This window comes from Pimelobacter sp. 30-1, from assembly GCF_018831735.1.
Lineage (GTDB): Bacteria > Actinomycetota > Actinomycetes > Propionibacteriales > Nocardioidaceae > Nocardioides.
This window is the reverse complement of sequence record NZ_NHTS01000006.1, coordinates 115,439-131,469: the sequence shown is the minus strand read 5'-3', so window position 1 is coordinate 131,469 and position 16,031 is coordinate 115,439. Positions and strand designations below refer to the sequence as shown.

At 72.6% G+C, this 16,031-nt stretch carries 18 protein-coding genes; 13 read left to right on the top strand and 5 right to left on the bottom strand.

Annotated elements, in window-relative coordinates; genetic code table 11:
• Positions 1-14 precede the first annotated feature (14 nt).
• From CCO04_RS15575 to CCO04_RS15565, 3 genes are all read left to right on the top strand, one after another.
• The gene (locus CCO04_RS15575; protein ID WP_308281256.1) at positions 15-1,082 is read left to right on the top strand and encodes a ferrochelatase; all 1,068 of its coding nucleotides are present in this window, start codon (positions 15-17) and stop codon (positions 1,080-1,082) included.
• Positions 1,079-1,870, top strand: coding sequence for an inositol monophosphatase family protein (locus CCO04_RS15570; protein ID WP_215815058.1), 792 nt, complete (start codon positions 1,079-1,081; stop codon positions 1,868-1,870). The genes CCO04_RS15575 and CCO04_RS15570 overlap by 4 nt, the downstream gene beginning before the upstream one ends.
• 136 nt (positions 1,871-2,006) lie before the next feature.
• Positions 2,007-2,297: a DUF4193 domain-containing protein gene (locus CCO04_RS15565; protein WP_215815057.1), complete on the top strand. Its 291-nt coding sequence runs from the start codon at positions 2,007-2,009 to the stop codon at positions 2,295-2,297.
• A gap of 60 nt (positions 2,298-2,357) precedes the next feature.
• On the opposite strand, the gene CCO04_RS15560 is transcribed toward CCO04_RS15565, so the two are convergent.
• A complete protein-coding gene (locus tag CCO04_RS15560; protein ID WP_215815056.1) occupies positions 2,358-2,648 on the bottom strand; it encodes a DUF4235 domain-containing protein in 291 nt (96 codons plus the stop codon).
• Between the two features lie 9 nt (positions 2,649-2,657).
• Positions 2,658-3,137 (bottom strand): DUF3093 domain-containing protein, encoded by a 480-nt coding sequence (locus tag CCO04_RS15555; RefSeq protein ID WP_215815055.1) that lies wholly within the window; start codon positions 3,135-3,137, stop codon positions 2,658-2,660.
• A 51-nt stretch (positions 3,138-3,188) separates the two neighbouring features.
• Here CCO04_RS15555 and dut point away from each other — a divergent pair, with 51 nt between their 5' ends.
• From dut to CCO04_RS15535, 4 genes are read left to right on the top strand one after another with little or no spacing between them, the layout of a single operon-like run.
• Positions 3,189-3,671: a dUTP diphosphatase gene (gene dut / locus CCO04_RS15550; RefSeq protein WP_215815054.1), complete on the top strand. Its 483-nt coding sequence runs from the start codon at positions 3,189-3,191 to the stop codon at positions 3,669-3,671.
• A complete protein-coding gene (locus CCO04_RS15545; RefSeq protein ID WP_257750598.1) occupies positions 3,668-4,318 on the top strand; it encodes a DUF3710 domain-containing protein in 651 nt (216 codons plus the stop codon). The genes dut and CCO04_RS15545 overlap by 4 nt, the downstream gene beginning before the upstream one ends.
• A gap of 14 nt (positions 4,319-4,332) precedes the next feature.
• Positions 4,333-4,692: an OB-fold nucleic acid binding domain-containing protein gene (locus CCO04_RS15540; RefSeq protein ID WP_038678514.1), complete on the top strand. Its 360-nt coding sequence runs from the start codon at positions 4,333-4,335 to the stop codon at positions 4,690-4,692.
• A complete protein-coding gene (locus tag CCO04_RS15535) occupies positions 4,689-5,471 on the top strand; it encodes a DUF3159 domain-containing protein (RefSeq protein ID WP_308281255.1) in 783 nt (260 codons plus the stop codon). Before CCO04_RS15540 ends, CCO04_RS15535 begins: the two co-directional genes overlap by 4 nt.
• Before the next feature lie 20 nt (positions 5,472-5,491).
• Here CCO04_RS15535 and CCO04_RS15530 read toward each other — a convergent pair whose 3' ends face one another.
• Positions 5,492-6,193 (bottom strand): TrkA family potassium uptake protein, encoded by a 702-nt coding sequence (locus CCO04_RS15530; RefSeq protein WP_215815053.1) that lies wholly within the window; start codon positions 6,191-6,193, stop codon positions 5,492-5,494.
• Between the two features lie 11 nt (positions 6,194-6,204).
• The gene (locus CCO04_RS15525) at positions 6,205-6,870 is read right to left on the bottom strand and encodes a TrkA family potassium uptake protein (RefSeq protein WP_215815619.1); all 666 of its coding nucleotides are present in this window, start codon (positions 6,868-6,870) and stop codon (positions 6,205-6,207) included.
• Between the two features lie 44 nt (positions 6,871-6,914).
• On the opposite strand from CCO04_RS15525, the gene CCO04_RS15520 reads away from it, so the two are divergent.
• From CCO04_RS15520 to CCO04_RS15500, 5 genes are all read left to right on the top strand, one after another.
• Complete coding sequence (locus CCO04_RS15520; protein WP_215815052.1) at positions 6,915-8,969, top strand: APC family permease; 2,055 nt, start codon at positions 6,915-6,917, stop codon at positions 8,967-8,969.
• Between the two features lie 231 nt (positions 8,970-9,200).
• Positions 9,201-9,395: a hypothetical protein gene (locus CCO04_RS15515; protein ID WP_215815051.1), complete on the top strand. Its 195-nt coding sequence runs from the start codon at positions 9,201-9,203 to the stop codon at positions 9,393-9,395.
• Positions 9,396-9,438: 43 nt separating this feature from the next.
• On the top strand, positions 9,439-10,560 hold the full coding sequence (locus tag CCO04_RS15510) for a class I SAM-dependent RNA methyltransferase (protein ID WP_215815050.1): 1,122 nt from the start codon (positions 9,439-9,441) through the stop codon (positions 10,558-10,560).
• A 75-nt stretch (positions 10,561-10,635) separates the two neighbouring features.
• The gene (locus CCO04_RS15505; RefSeq protein ID WP_215815049.1) at positions 10,636-11,364 is read left to right on the top strand and encodes a hypothetical protein; all 729 of its coding nucleotides are present in this window, start codon (positions 10,636-10,638) and stop codon (positions 11,362-11,364) included.
• Positions 11,361-13,298, top strand: coding sequence for a YhgE/Pip domain-containing protein (locus CCO04_RS15500; RefSeq protein WP_215815048.1), 1,938 nt, complete (start codon positions 11,361-11,363; stop codon positions 13,296-13,298). The genes CCO04_RS15505 and CCO04_RS15500 overlap by 4 nt, the downstream gene beginning before the upstream one ends.
• A gap of 19 nt (positions 13,299-13,317) precedes the next feature.
• On the opposite strand, the gene CCO04_RS15495 is transcribed toward CCO04_RS15500, so the two are convergent.
• Positions 13,318-13,893 carry a dihydrofolate reductase family protein gene (locus tag CCO04_RS15495; RefSeq protein WP_215815047.1) on the bottom strand — a complete coding sequence of 192 codons (576 nt, stop codon included), beginning with the start codon at positions 13,891-13,893 and terminating at the stop codon, positions 13,318-13,320.
• Between the two features lie 130 nt (positions 13,894-14,023).
• Between CCO04_RS15495 and CCO04_RS15490 the strand changes: the two genes are divergently transcribed.
• Positions 14,024-15,916, top strand: a complete 1,893-nt coding sequence (locus CCO04_RS15490) for an ABC transporter ATP-binding protein (RefSeq protein WP_215815046.1) — start codon at positions 14,024-14,026, stop codon at positions 15,914-15,916.
• Positions 15,917-16,031: the final 115 nt, after the last annotated feature.

Genomic DNA, 16,031 nt, shown 5'->3' with positions numbered 1-16,031 from the left:
CGTAGGCTGGTGCCGTGCCGAATCCGGACCCGACTCCCTCAGTGACCGACCCCTACGACGCGCTGCTCCTGGTCTCCTTCGGCGGACCCGAGCGGCCCGAGGACGTCGTGCCGTTCCTCGAGAACGTGACCCGAGGCCGGGGGATTCCACGTGCCCGGCTCGAGGAGGTCGGCCAGCACTACTTCCTGTTCGGGGGCCGCTCGCCGATCAACGACCAGAACAAGGCGCTCATCGCCGCGATCGAGCAGGACCTCGCCGAGCACGGCCTCGACCTGCCGGTCTACTGGGGCAACCGCAACTGGGCGCCCTACCTCGACGACACGGTGGCGCAGATGGCCGCCGACGGGGTGCGCCGGGCGATCTGCGTCACCACGTCGGCGTACTCGTCGTGGTCGAGCTGCCGGCAATACCTCGACAACCTCGAGGGCGCGCTCGCCGCGCTGCCCGAGGGCGTCGCCGCGCCGCGGCTCGACAAGGTCCGCGCCTACTACGACCACCCGGGCTTCGTGAGCGCCAACACCGACGGCGTGCTGGCCGCGCTGGCGGACCTGCCCGACGAGGTGCGCGACGCGGCCCGGCTGGTGTTCGTCACCCACTCGATCCCGATCTCGATGAGCGAGAGCAGCGGACCCGAGGGCGGCGCGTACGTCGCGCAGCACCTCGACGTCGCCGCCACGGTCGCCGCCCGGGTCGCGGCCGCCACCGGCGTCGAGCGGCCCCACGAGCTCGTCTACTGCTCGCGCTCGGGCGCCCCGCACGTCCCGTGGCTCGAGCCCGACGTCAACGACCGGCTCGAGGAGCTGGCCGGTGAGGGGGCGGAGGCGGTCGTGCTGATCCCGGTCGGCTTCGTCTCCGACCACATGGAGGTCGTCTACGACCTCGACACCGAGGCGCTCGCCACCGCCGAGCGGCTCGGCATCCCGGCCCGCCGGGCCGCCTCGGCCGGGACCCACCCGGCGTTCGTCAGCGCGATCCGCGAGCTCGTCCTGGAGCGCGCGGCCGCCGAGCGCACCGCGCCGCAGGCCTGCGTCGACCGCTGCCCGCCGGGCTGCTGCCTCGGCGCCCGGACGGCGCCGGCGTGACCGGTCCGGCCGCGCTGCGCGGGCTCGCCGAGGACGTCGCCCGCGAGGCCGCCGTCCTGGTCCGCGAGCACGCCGCCCAGGGCGTCTCGGTGGCGGCCACCAAGTCCAGCGAGGTCGACGTGGTCACCGCCGCGGACCGGGCCAGCGAGGAGCTCATCCGGCGGCTGATCCTGGAGGCCCGTCCTGGTGACGGCTTCCTGGGTGAGGAGGGCGACGACGTCGTGGGCACCTCCGGGGTGCGCTGGATCGTCGACCCGATCGACGGCACCGTGAACTTCCTCTACGGCCTCCCCGAGTACGCCGTCTCGGTCGCCGCCGAGGTCGACGGCGAGGTCGTCGCGGGCGTGGTCGTCGACGTGGCCAAGCAGGTGGTCTATGCCGGTCACCGCGGCGGCGAGGCCACCCGGGACGGCCGCCCGATCGCCGTCCGGGGCCCGGCGCCGCTGGCCCACCGGCTGGTCGCGACGGGGTTCAACTACACCCGCCCGGTGCGCACGGTGCAGGCCGCCGCGGCGGCCCGGCTGCTGCCCGAGATCCGCGACCTGCGGCGGACCGGCTCCTGCGCGCTGGACCTGTGCCGGGTCGCCGAGGGAGCGCTCGACGGCTACGTCGAGGAGGGTGTCCACCTCTGGGACCACGCCGCCGGAGGGCTCATCGCCGGGCTCGCCGGAGCCCGCCTCCTGGTCACCGTCGGGGCCGCCGGGACCGAGGCCGTGGTGTGTGCTCCGGCACACGGTTTCGAGGAGCTGCTGTCCGCCGTTCGGACCGCCGGGTTCCTCCGGGAATAGGCGGCGTCCGGTCGCTGTTCTGCCGACTCGCATCGCCCCGGGTGGTCACACCTTGGATCGATGGTGCACAATCTGCCGCGCCGATCCGCACGCCGTGCGGACGGCCGGCAAGCCGAGGGGAGAGAGCACACACGTCATGGCGACTGACTACGACGCACCGCGCAAGAACGAGGACGAGCAGTCCGAGGAGAGCATCGAAGAGCTCAAGGCGCGCCGCCACGACAAGAACTCCGGCAAGGTCGACGAGGACGAGACGGAGGCCGCGGAAGCCTTCGAGCTCCCCGGCGCCGACCTGTCGCACGAGGAGCTCGCCGTCGAGGTGAAGCCCAAGCAGGACGACGAGTTCACCTGCATGAGCTGCTTCCTGGTCCACCACCGCAGTCAGCTGGCGGACCCGAAGAAGATGATCTGCAGGGACTGCGCCTGACAGACGACAACGGCCGTGGCGGTCTGACCGCCACGGCCGTCTCGTTGTCCCCTGGCGCGCTCAGGCGCCGTCCTTGCGCAGCCCCGGCGGCAGCTGGCCGGTCGAGCGCAGGTAGTAGCCGGCGGCCCGGCGCTGGGCCAGCATCTTGGCGAGCGCGACGAAGGTGCCGCTGACCGCGGCCCACGCGACCGCCTCCCAGACGTCGACGTCGGGGTCGGCGGGGTTCACCGGCGGCTGCTTGCCGGTCGCGGCCCGCCAGCCGGTGTCGAGACCCTTCTTCGCCACGGCCGCCGCGCCGAGCGCGGCGACGAGGGAGAACGCCGACCAGACCTTGGAGCTGTCGTTTGCCATGCCCGGAGCCTATCGGCCGGGACTGCGCGCCTCGTTGAGTGCACCGGCCAGCGCCTTCGGGTGCCGCGAGCTCACCAGCCAGTAGGGCGCGGGGTCGGCCGGGTCGGTGATCTCGACCTTGACCGACTGCTTGAGGTAGGGCCGCAGCAGCAGGAACGCGCGGACGTCGGCCTCGGGCCCGGACACCCGGCGCGTCTGGTCGGCGTCGAGGGGCTGGGCCGTGCCGACGTACGAGGTCTCGATGCGGGCGCGCCCGGCGCGGAACCAGCCGTCGCCCACGACCACCCGTGCGCCGCCGTAGGAGCGCAGCGCGGCGCCCAGGCCCGCCATCGCCAGGCCGGTGATCAGCCAGGCCAGCCACGGCGCCTTCTCGTCGAGCGCCACGATCAGGACCAGCCACAGGCTGGCGATGAGCATGGTGCCCTGGGCCCACCAGCGCAGCGGGACGCGCAGGCGCTCCTGGTAGGCGGTCGCCGCACTCTCACTCACGGTGAGGATGATCCCATCCCCCTGGTCACGCTCCGTCGCTAGGGTCTCCCCGTGCCTGATGATCTGGTGATCTCCGTCCAACAGCTCGACCCCGAGCTGCCGCTGCCCGCCTACGCCCACCCCGGCGACGCCGGCGCCGACCTCGTGGCTGGTGTGGACGTGACGCTGGCGCCGGGGGAGCGGGCCCTGATCCCGACCGGGATCGCGATCGCGCTGCCCGAGGGCTATGTCGCCCTGGTGCACCCACGCTCGGGCCTGGCGGCCCGGCACGGCCTCTCGATCGTCAACACCCCCGGCACCGTGGACGCGGGTTACCGTGGAGAGATCAAGGTGCTGCTGATCAACCACGACCCGGTGGAGCCGATCGCGCTGCGGCGCGGCGACCGGATGGCGCAGCTCGTCGTCCAGCGGGTCGAGCGGGCGCGGTTCGTGGCGGTCGACGCCCTTCCCGAGAGCGTGCGTGGTGAAGGCGGCTACGGTTCTACCGGGGGGTTCGCTGCGAACCCGGCGAACCCGACGAGGAGGACACAGTGAGGCTGCGGCGCAAGGCCGGAGACCCGGTCGACGAGACGACCGAGGCGACGACGGCGGACGAGACGGCGGACGTCTTGGCCGACGACGCCCACGACGGCCCCTACGACGTCGACGAGCTGCCCGACGACGGGCTCGACCGGCTCGACCTCGGCTCGCTGCTCGTCGCGCCCCTGGCCGACCGCGAGCTCCGGGTCCAGGTCGACGAGCAGTCCGGCGCGGTCCGCGCCGTCCTCCTGGCCACCGACGACGGCGCCCTCGAGCTGCGCGCCTTCGCCGCCCCGCGCAACGGCGACCTGTGGAGCGAGGTCCGTCCCCAGATCGCCGCCGACGCCGCGCGCCGTGGCGGCACCGCCACCGAGCGCGAGGGCCGGTTCGGCACCGAGCTGGTCTGCGAGGTGCGGATGACCCGCCCCGACGGCGCCACCGGCACCCAGACCTCGCGCGTGATCGGCGTCAACGGCCCCCGCTGGCTGCTCCGGGCGACCTTCCTCGGCGAGCCGGCCCGCGATCCCGAGACCGCCGCCGAGTGGGAGTCCGCGATCGCCCGGGTGGCGGTGCGCCGCGGCAACCACGCGATGCCCGTGGGCGAGCAGCTCCCGCTGAACCTGCCCGACGGCGCCGAGCCCAGGGCCGTCCCGGCGACCTGAGCCGGAGACCCCCCATGCGCACCAAGAGCCGTCTGCGGCGCACCATCAGCCGCTGGGCGAATCCCGACGAGGCCGAGGCGCGCGACCTCCGCAAGGAGTTCGAGCGTGAGGGCGTCGTCTGCATCGGCGAGGCGCCCGACCGCGAGCCGGTCCGGCTGCGCGGCACGCTGCGCACCGTGACGCTGCGCCCGCGCGGCGGCGTACCGGCGCTCGAGGCCGAGCTGTACGACGGCACCGGCGTGGTCACCGTCATCTGGCTGGGCCGGCGCCGGATCGCCGGCATCGGCCCCGGGCGCGCCATCGAGGTGCGCGGCCGGGTCAGCACCAGCGACGGCACCCGCGTCCTCTACAACCCCCACTACGAGCTGCTGTGAGCCGTGAGCCTGTGAGCACCGACGACACCACGCCGACCTCCGACAAGCCCGGCGAGCCCGACCAGCCGGCCGAGCACCCCCACCTCGGCGTCGACACCGTCGAGGCGCTCGTGCGGATGCAGCTGGCCACCGCACTGGGCGGCCGGCGCGGCATGCTCGAGGCGGCCGTGCCCGGAATCGTGTTCACCGTGCTCTGGCTCAGCACCAAGGAGCTCCAGTGGGCCCTGGTCGCCAGCCTCGTGGTCGCCGGCGCGGCGCTCCTGCTGCGGCTGGTCCAGCGCAGCAGCACCCAGTTCGTGCTCAACGCGATCTTCGGCATCGGCATCGGCTGGGTCTTCGTGCGCTGGGCCGAGAGCTCGGGCGGCTCGGAGTCCGACCAGGCGCTCGCGTTCTTCCTGCCCGGCATCCTGATCAGCCTGGGCTACACCGTCGTGCTCGGCTTCACCTGCCTGATCGGCTGGCCGATGCTCGGGTTCATGCTCGGCAGCGTCACCGGGGACGCGACCGCCTGGCACGAGGACAAGCAGATCGTGCGGCTGTGCAGCCGGCTCACCTGGGTGATGCTGCTGCCCGGCGCGATCGGCGTCCTGCTCCAGGGGCCGGTGTGGCTGCTCGGCCACCAGGGCACGATGGACCCCGACCGGGCCGTCGTCCTGATCCTGATCCTGCGCACCGGCCTCGGCTGGGTGCTGCGGATCGGCTCCTGGTCGGCGATGATCTGGCTCCTGGCCCGCAACGCGACCCCGCTGGAGCAGCAGGCGCGCGTCGCGGAGGTCTGAGCCGGCTCAGCCGGCCCGGCTCAGGTCCGCTTCGGCTCCTCCGGCGTACGCCGCTCCGGGTGCGAGGACGGCGCGAGCAGCCGCTCGAGCTCGTCCTCGGCCTCGCTGGGCACCACGAACAGCAGCTCGTCGCCCGACTCCAGCGGCTGCTCCGGCGTCGGCACGTAGACCTGGCTGTCGCGCAGGATCGTGACGAGCGCGCAGTTCTCGGGCAGCGGGATGAGCCCCGAGGCCTTGCCGACGTACGGCGAGTCGGCGGGCAGCGTCATCTCGACCAGGTTGGCGTTGCCCTGGCGGAAGGTGAACAGCCGGACCAGGTCGCCGACGGTCACGGCCTCCTCGACCAGCGCGGACATGATCCGCGGCGTCGACACGTTGACGTCCACGCCCCAGGCCTCGGTGAAGAGCCACTCGTTGTTGGGGTGGTTGACCCGGCCGACCGTGCGCGGGACGCCGAACTCGGTCTTGGCCAGCAGCGAGGTGACCAGGTTGGCCTTGTCGTCGCCGGTGGCGGCGATGACCACGTCGCACTTGTCCAGGCGCGCCTCCTCGAGCGAGGAGAGCTCGCAGGAGTCGGCCAGCAGCCACTCGGCGTCCGGCACCCGCTCGGGGCGGATGGACGCGGGGGACTTGTCGATGAGCAGGACCTCGTGGCCGTTCTCGATCAGCTCGCGGGCGATCGAGCGCCCGACGGCGCCCGCTCCGGCAATCGCGACTCGCATCGTCGGTCTCCTCAGCCCTCGTGCTCGGGCCCGCGGCCGAGCACCTCGTAGGTCAGCTCGGCGGTCTGCTCGTGGGTGACCAGGTGCAGCATGTCGCCCTCCTGGACGACGGTCTCGCGGTCGGGCAGCATGCCCTCACCGAGCCGGTCGATCCACGCCACCCGGCAGCGGCCCTGCTGCTGGAGCTGGCCCACGCGGGCGCCGACCCAGACCTCGGGCGCGGCCAGGTGGTCGACCCGGATCGAGCCGGACGGGTCGCGGAAGTCGGGCTCGGCGCCGGCCGGCAGGATCCGGCGCAGCACCTGGTCCGCGGTCCACCGCACGGTCGCGACCGTGGTGATGCCGAGCCGCTGGTAGACCTCGGCCCGGCCCGGGTCGTAGATCCGGGCGACGACCTGCTGGATGCCGAACGACTCGCGGGCGACCCGCGCGGCGATGATGTTCGAGTTGTCACCGCTCGACACCGCAGCGAAGGCGTCGGCGCGGCGGATACCCGCCTTCTCCAGGACCTCCTGGTCGAACCCGACGCCCGGGATCTTGTCGCCGTTGAACCCCGGCCCCAGGCGCCGGAACGCGTCCGGCTCGGAGTCGATGATCGAGACGGTGTGGTTGCGGTCCTCGAGACTGCGCGCCAGCGTCGAGCCGACGCGGCCGCATCCCATGATCACGACGTGCACGGTGAGCACGCTATCCCACGTCCGATGCCCTACCGTTGTCGCTCGTGGGTGTCGGTGATGTCTCGAAGCGCATCCTCCTCGGTCGCAAGCTGAGGAGCGCTCAGCTGGGGGAGACGCTGCTCCCCAAGCGGATCGCGCTCCCCGTGTTCGCCAGCGACGCCCTCTCGTCGGTGGCCTACGCCCCTGACGAGATCTTCATCATGCTCGCGATCGCCGGTGCGTCGCAGTACATCTGGTCGTGGAAGATCGGCATCGCGGTGGCCATCGTGATGGCCGCGGTCATCGCGTCGTACCGGCAGACGGTGCACGCCTACCCGTCCGGTGGCGGCGACTACGAGGTCGCCACCGTCAACCTCGGGCGGACCGCCGGCATGACCGTGGCCAGCGCACTCCTGGTCGACTACGTCCTGACCGTCGCGGTGTCGATCTCCTCGGGCGCCAACTACGCCTCCGCGGCGATACCCGCCTTCCAGGACCACGAGGCGACCATCGCCGTGGTCATGGTGGTGCTGCTGACCGCGATGAACCTGCGCGGCATCCGCGAGTCGGGCACCTTCTTCGCCGTCCCGACCTACCTGTTCATGTTCGCGATCCTCGGGATGTGCGCCTACGGCTTCCTCGAGATGACCCTCGGGACGCTCCCGATGGCCGAGAGCGCGGGCCTCGACATCACGCCCAAGGAGGGCTGGGAGGACCCGCTGACGACGTTCGGCCTGGTCGTCCTGCTGGCCCGCGCCTTCTCGTCGGGCTGTGCGGCGCTGACCGGTGTCGAGGCGATCTCGAACGGCGTACCGGCGTTCAAGCGGCCCAAGAGCAAGAACGCCGCGACCACGCTGCTGCTGCTCGGGCTGATCGCGATCACGATGATGATCAGCGTCATCACGCTGGCCAAGCAGATGGGCCTCAAGTACGTCGACCCGCACCCCGCGGACCTCGCCCGGCTGACCAAGGACGGCCAGCCGCTGCCCGAGGGCTACGACCAGCACGCGGTGATCGCCCAGATCGCGCGGGCGATCTTCCACGACTTCAGCCCCGGCTTCTACTTCGTGGTCACCGTCACCGGCGTGATCCTGGTGCTCGCCGCCAACACTGCCTTCAACGGCTTCCCGGTGCTCGGCTCGATCCTGGCCAAGGACGGCCTCGCGCCCCGCGCCCTCGGCGCCCGCGGCGACCGGCTGGCCTACAGCAACGGCATCGTCTTCCTGGCGCTCATGGCGATCGTCCTCATCGTCGCCTTCGACGCCGAGACCACCAAGCTGATCCAGCTCTACATCGTCGGCGTCTTCGTCTCGTTCAACCTCAGCCAGCTCGGCATGATCCGGCACTGGACCCGCGCGCTCACCATCGAACGAGATCCCGCCGAACGACGGCGGATGTACCGCTCGCGCGTCATCAACGCCGTCGGCCTCTCGTTCACCGCCGTCGTGCTCGTCGTCGTGCTGCTGACCAAGTTCCTGGCCGGTGCCTGGATCACCATCTTGGCGATGGGCTTCTTCTTCGCCGTGATGAAGGGCATCAAGAAGCACTACGACAACGTCGAGCGCGAGCTCGCCGCCGACGAGACCGACAAGGCGCTGCCCACCCGCGTGCACGCCATTGTCCTGGTCTCCAAGCTCCACAAGCCGACCCTGCGCGCCCTGGCGTTCGCCAAGGCGACCCGGCCCAACTCGCTCGAGGGCGTCTACGTCTCGGTCGACGAGAAGGAGACCGCGCGGCTGCTGGAGGAGTGGGACGAGCGCAACACCGGCATCCCGCTCAAGGTGCTCCACTCGCCGTACCGTGAGGTGGTCAAGCCGATCATCGAGTACGCCTCGGCCATCCGCCGGGCCAACCCGCGCGGCGTCGTCGCCGTCTACATCCCCGAGTACGTCGTGGGCCGCTGGTGGGAGCAGCTCCTGCACAACCAGACCGCCCTGCGCCTCAAGGGCCGGCTGCTGTTCACGCCCGGCGTCATGGTCACCTCGGTGCCCTACCAGCTGCACTCGTCGCAGATCGCGCGCGAGCGCGAGGAGCGCGAGGAGCAGCGCGTGCGGCCCGGCGACCTGCGCCGGGGCCGGGTCACGCCGGGCGACCGCGACGACCGCCAGCTCCGCCGCTGACCGTGGTGGTCCCGCTCCGCCGAGCGCATGCTGAGGGTCCGCAACCTCGCCCCGGACGATGGAGTGGACGGGGGATCTCGGCGCTCTCCCGCAGGCGTCGGCGGTCCCGGTGACCTCCGCGGCCGCCGCGGCGCCCGGCGCGGCCGGCTACCTGAACATGTGGGTGGACGACAACGACGAGACGTGCGCGTGGAGCCGGCTCAGCTACGACAGCAATCTCGGCAACGACTGGTGCGGTTCGGGCGCGACTGGTGGGTGCTCTACGAGGACAAGGACTACGGCGGCGCGCGGGTCTGCGTCCGGCCGAACTCCCACGACGCCAACATCGGCAACGACACCTCCTACGAGGACGACATCTCCAGCGTCGAGCGACGCGGCACCACCAAGCCGGCCAACTGCACGGACACCACCGGCACGGCGAACTGACCGCCGGTGCGGTGATCCCCGCCGGGACGGCTAGGTTTCCGGCATGACCCGACAGCGGACCGGCCGCCCCCGTACCAAGAAGGCCCGTGGGGCCTCGGCCGTCGGCCGCCGCCTCGAGGTCGAGATCGGTCCGGTCGCGCACGGCGGGCACTTGGTCGCGCGCGCCGAGGACCGGGTGGTCTTCGTGCGGCACGCGCTGCCCGGGGAGCGGGTCGTCCTGGAGATCACCGAGGGGACCGAGGGCGACAAGTTCTGGCGCGGGGACGCCGTCGAGGTGCTCGCCGCGGCTCCCGAGCGCGTCGCCGCCCCCTGCCCGTACGCCGGGCCGGGCCTCTGCGGTGGGTGCGACTTCCAGCACGTCGCGCTCGACGCGCAGCGCCGGCTCAAGGCCGACGTGGTCGCCGAGCAGCTGCGCCGGGTCGCCAGGCTCGACGTGAGTGTCGAGGTCGAGGCGGTGCCCGGGGACGACGAGGGGCTGCACTGGCGGACCCGGCAGCGGTACGTCAGCCTGCCGGGCGGTGCCCGCGGGATGCGCAAGCACCGCTCCCACGACGTGCTGCCGGTCGAGCAGTGCCTCCTGGAGGCGCCCGCCGGGCCGTCGTACGAGGTGCGGGGGCGGACGTTCGAGGTCGCCGACGGCGGCTTCTGGCAGGTCCACCCCGGGGCGCCCGAGGCGCTGGTCGGTGCGGTGCTCGACGCGCTCGCGCCGCGGGCGGGGGAGTCCGCCCTCGACTTGTACGCCGGCGTCGGGCTGTTCAGCCGGTTCCTCCTCGACGCGGTCGGGCCCACCGGGCGCGTCGCCGCCGTCGAGGGCGACCACACCGCCGTCCAGCTCTCCGAGCGCAACTGCCCCGGGCTGCTGGCCCGCGCGGGCGATGTCGGCGGCGTGCTGGCCGGCGAGCTCCCGCCCGAGTGGGACCAGGCGGACCTGGTCGTGCTCGACCCGCCGCGGGTGGGCGCGAAGCGGGCGGTCGTCGAGCAGGTCGTACGGCGCGCGCCGCGGGCGGTCGCCTACGTGGCCTGCGATCCCGCGGCGCTGGCCCGGGACGTGGCGATCTTCGCCGAGCACGGCTACCGGCTGAGCGGGCTGCGCGCCTTCGACCTGTTCCCGATGACCCACCACGTCGAGTGCGTCGCGCTGCTGGAGCCTGTCACCTCCGCGTGAGCCCCGCCACCCGTGGCGGGGGTGCCCGGGCTCGTCGCGCGCTGCGGCCGGTCCGGAGCAGGCAGACTGGCGCCCATGACGACGCCTGAGCCGGACCCGACCCCGGAGCCGCCCGAGGACCTCGTGACCGAGCCCGCGCCGGAGCCCGAGCCCGAGCCGGTCCCGGAGGACCTGGTACTCACCGGCGGCGCGGTCGACGGCCTGCTGGAGGCGACGACCCTCACGCTGGTCCCCGGCGAGGTCGTGGTCGCGGTCGGGCGTCCCGGTCACGGCAACGTCGCCCTGGCGCTCGCGCTGGCCGGCCGGCTGCCGCTGAGCAGCGGCACGGTCACCCTGGCCGGCGATGCCGAGCCGAAGCGCCGGCAGCGCGCGGTCGTGCTGGTCGACGTCCCGGGCGTCACCGAGCCGGACGACGCCGTACCGTTCCGGGTCATCGTGGGCGAGGAGCTGGCCCTGGCCGGGCTGCCCGCGAGCCGCGGTGCCGCCTCGGCCTGGCTGCGCGAGCACCACCTGGAGGCGTGCGCCCGGTCCCGGACCGAGGACGTCGCCGCCGCCGACCGGCTCCGCACACTGGCCGAGCTGGGTGCCGAGCGCCCGGGGGCGGCGTTCCTGGTGCTCGTCTCGCCCGACCGGCACGGCCTGCACCACCGCGACTGGTGGCCGATCGCCGAGGCCGCCGCCGAGCGCGGGCTCGGCGTCCTGGTCACCGTCAGCGACGCCGTCGACCTGTCCGGCCACCACGTGGCCGCCGGGCACACCGCCACGATCGGTCCCGCCCACCGTGCCGAGGAGGCCACCGCATGAACGCCCTACGCATCGCCTGGACCGAGCTGTCCCGGCTGCTGAGCATCCGGATGGGCCGGATCACGGTGCTGGCCCTGGTCACCGTGCCGACGATCTACGCCGGCCTCTACCTGTACGCCAACCACGACCCCTACGCCGCGCTCAACCGGGTGCCGACCGCACTCGTCGTCGAGGACGCCGGCTCCACCAGCGCCGACGGGTCCACGCTCGAGGCCGGCCGCGAGGTCGCCGACGAGCTGGTGGACTCCGGGGACTTCGGCTGGCACGAGGTCGACCGGGCCGAGGCCCAGGCGGGGGTCGACGACGGTACCTACGACTTCGCGCTCATCATCCCGCGCGACTTCTCCGCAGCGCTGACCAGCAGCGCCGGCTCGGACCCCGAGCAGGCCAAGCTGACGATGCTCACCAACGACGCGAACTCCTACCTGTCCACGACGATCGCCAACACGGTGGCCACCAAGGTCCGTGACGCGATCTCCGAGCGGGTCTCCAAGGAGGCGGTGAGCACCTTCCTGCTCGGCATCGCCGACGTCCGCACCGGTCTGGTGCAGGGCGCCGACGGCGCCGGCCAGCTGTACGACGGCCTGCGCGACGCGCGCCGCGGCTCCCAGCAGCTCGTCGGCGGCAGCGAGCAGCTCGCCACCGGCGTGGGCGACCTCCAGACCGGCGCGACCAAGCTCCGCGACGGACTCGGCACCCTGTCGACCAAGACCGCGGCGCTGCCCGCGCAGGCCCGCAAGCTCGCCGACGGCGCGCGCCAGGTGGCGGCGGGGGACAAGAAGGTCGCCGACGCCGGTGACCGGGTGGCCGGCGCCGTCCACGACGCGCGGCTGGCCTACGACCGCGGTCGCGGCGACCTCGCCGACCGGATGGACCAGCTCGGTCTCGACCCGGCCGCGCAGCGCCAGCTGCTCGCGATCTACGACCGGGTCGGCGGCGACGTCCACGACGTCGACGCCAAGGCCGGTCAGGTCAAGCGCCAGCTCGACAAGCTGTCCTCGGGCGCGGCCCAGGTCGCGGCCGGTGCCGACCAGCTCGCCGCGTCCGCCCCGGCGCTCGTCGACGGGATCGACCAGGCCCACGCCGGCTCGAAGCAGCTCGTCACCGGTGCCGGCAAGCTGCACACGGGCGCCGGCACCCTGCACGACGGGACGGTGGAGCTCCGAGCCGGTCTCGGCAAGCTGACCAGCGGCGCCAAGGGGCTGCGCGACGGTCTCACCTCGGGTCTCGACAAGGTGCCCGACACGACCGAGAAGTCCCGGCAGCGCATCGCCGAGACGGTGGCGAGCCCGATCGACGTACGGTCGGCCAACAACGCCCAGGCCCGCAACTACGGTGCCGGCCTGGCGCCGTTCTTCCTCGCGCTGGCTGCGTGGATCGGCGGCTACGTGCTCTTCCTGCTGGTCCGCCCGCTCTCGTCGCGGGCCCTGGCGGCCAACCAGAACTCGCTGCGGATCGCCGTGGGCGGCTGGCTGCCGCCGGCCCTGATCGGAGCCACGCAGATGACGCTCGCGTTCGTCGTGGTGGCCTCGGTGCTCGACGTGGGGGTCGTCGAGGGCATGCGCACCTGGCTGTTCATGATGCTGATCTCGGCCACGTTCGTCGCGATCGTGCACCTGATGAACGCCCTGCTCGGCACTCCCGGCCAGTTCCTGGCGCTGGTGCTGATGGTGGTCCAGCTCGTCACCGCGGGCGGCACCTTCCCGTGGCAGACGATCCCGCAACCCCTGCACTGGCTCCACGACATCCTGCCGATGAGCTATGCGGTCGACGGCCTGCGCCAGCTCATGTACGGCGGCGACCCGGCGCGGGCGACCACGGCGGTCCTGGTGCTCGCGGCGTACCTCGTCGGCTCGCTCGCGCTGACCAGCCTGGTCGCCCGCCGGCAGCGGGTGTGGTCGACGACCCGGGTGAAGCCGACCGTCGTCCTCTAGCGGGGACGGACGGGCCGGCTCAGCGCACCACGTCGTAGCAGAGCTTCTGGATGCCGTTGGCGTAGGTCTCGCTCTCGACCAGGCGCAGCTGCTGCTTGTCCTTGTCGGTCTCGCTCCACATCCGCTTGCCGGCGCCGAGCACGACCGGGAACACCAGCAGGTGGTAGCGGTCGATGAGGCCGGCGTCGGCCAGCCCGCGCGCCAGCGTGGCGCTGCCGTGGACGCTGATCGGCCCGCCCTCGGTCTGCTTGAGCGCGGCGACGTCGTCCAGGGAGCGCAGGATGGTGGTCTCGCCCCAGTTGTCGACGAGGTCGTCCTCGCCGAGGGTGGTGGAGACGACGTACTTGGGCATCGCATTGTACTTCGGGAACTCCTCGGTCATCGAGGGCCACACCGGGCTGAATCCCTGGTAGCTCACCCGGCCGAGCATGAGCGCCCCGGCCTCCTCCTGCTCGCGCCCCTTGAGCTCGTAGGCCTCGGGACGGAACTCGATGTCCTGGAAGGTCCAGCCGTCGTTGCGGTAGTCCTCGCCGCCGCCGGGGCCCTCGACGACGCCGTCGATCGAGACGAACGCGGTGTAGATCAGGGTGCGCATGGTGACCTCCTGGGTCGGGTTGGGGGCGCTTCCATCCTCTCCACGAACGGAGGGCGGGCGGTACGACAGGTCGGAGTGGATTCTTTTTGCGGCTTGTCCTCAAGTCGGCTTGAGGTTCTACGGTCGGCTCATGAGCATGGAGTCGATCGCCTGGAACCAGGTGTACCGGAGCATGAACACTCCGGACGAGAAGCGGGCGTTCAACAAGGAGACGGCGGGCAGGATCCTGCGCTTCGCCCGGCCGCACCGGCGCCGGCTGGTCGGGTTCATCGTGCTCAGCGTGGTCAGCGCGGCCCTGGCGGTGGCCACGCCGGTGCTGGCCGGTCGGGTCGTCAACGCGATCGTCGCGGGCGACCAGCGCGACGTCGTGGTCGGGCTGGCGCTGCTCATCGCGGGGCTCGCCGTCCTCGACGCCGGGTTCGGGCTGCTGGGGCGCTGGCTGTCCTCGCGGATCGGTGAGGGGCTGATCCTCGACCTGCGCACGGCGGTCTTCGACCACGTGCAGCGGATGCCGGTCGCCTTCTTCAGCCGGACCCGCACCGGTGCGCTCGTGAGCCGGCTCAACAACGACGTGATCGGCGCGCAGCGCGCGTTCAGCCAGACCCTGTCGGGCGTCGTGGGCAACCTGGTCACGCTCGCGCTGACCGTCGTGGTGATGCTGGGGATCTCCTGGCAGGTGACGCTGCTGGCGCTCGTGCTGCTGCCCGTGTTCGTCGTACCGGCACGGCGGATGGGGCACCGGCTGGCCGGCGTCCAGCGCGAGGCCGCCGACCACAACGCGGCGATGGGCAACCAGATGACCGAGCGCTTCTCCGCGCCGGGCGCGACGCTGGTCAAGCTGTTCGGGCGCCCCGAGCAGGAGTCGGCCGAGTTCGCCGCCCGTGCGCGCCGGGTCGCCCAGATCGGCGTGCGGACGGCGATGGTGCAGACGACCTTCGTCACCGCGCTCACGCTCGTCTCGGCCCTGGCCATCGCCGTCGTGTACGGCGTGGGCGGCTCGCTCGCCCTCAGCGGCTCCCTCGACGCGGGCGACGTGGTGGCGCTGTCGCTGCTGCTGACCCGGCTCTACGCCCCGCTGACCGCGCTCGCGAGTGCGCGCGTCGAGGTGATGAGCGCGCTCGTGAGCTTCGAGCGGGTCTTCGAGGTGCTCGACCTGGAGCCGCTCATCCAGGACCGGCCCGGCGCCGGCCAGGTCCCGGAGGGGCCGGTCGCGGTCGAGCTCGACGACGTCCGGTTCGCCTACCCGGCCGCCGACAAGGTCTCGCTGGCCTCGCTCGAGTCGGTCGCCACGCTCGACACGCGCGGCGGCGAGGAGGTGCTGCACGGCATCACGCTGCGCGCGGAGCCCGGCCAGGTCGTCGCGCTCGTCGGCTCCTCGGGCGCGGGGAAGTCGACCATCGCCCAGCTCGTCTCGCGGCTCTACGACGTCGACGCGGGCGCCGTACGGCTGGCGGGGGTGGACGTGCGCGACCTGACCGCCGAGGCGATCCGCGGGGCGGTCGGCATGGTGACCCAGGACGGGCACCTGTTCCACGACTCGATCCGCGGCAACCTGCTGCTGGCCCGGCCCGAGGCCCGTGAGGAGGACCTGTGGGACGCGCTGACCCGGGCCCGGCTCGCCGACCTCGTGCACGCGCTGCCCGACGGCCTCGACACGGTGGTGGGGGAGCGCGGCTACCGGCTCTCCGGAGGTGAGCGGCAGCGGCTCACGATCGCCCGGCTGCTCCTCAAGCAGCCGCGGGTGGTGATCCTGGACGAGGCGACGGCGTCCCTGGACTCGACCTCGGAGGCCGCCGTCCAGGCCGCGCTGGGCGAGGCGCTGGTCGGGCGGACCGCGCTGGTCATCGCCCACCGGCTCTCGACGATCCGTGCGGCGGACCTGATCGCGGTGGTCGAGGACGGCCGGATCGTGGAGCAGGGGACCCATGCGGAGCTGCTCGCCGCGGGCGGGCGCTACGAGGAGCTGTACGTCACCCAGTTCGCCGAGGACGGTGGAGATCTACCTCGGTCTCGTGTATCTTGATATCAAGAGATTCCCCTTCCCCGGGGTCCCTGCGAACTTAGGTCAGCCTCACTATCCCGACGCCGTCTCGCGGCGGCAGGATGAACGAGAGACCTACCGACAACGATTCAGTCGA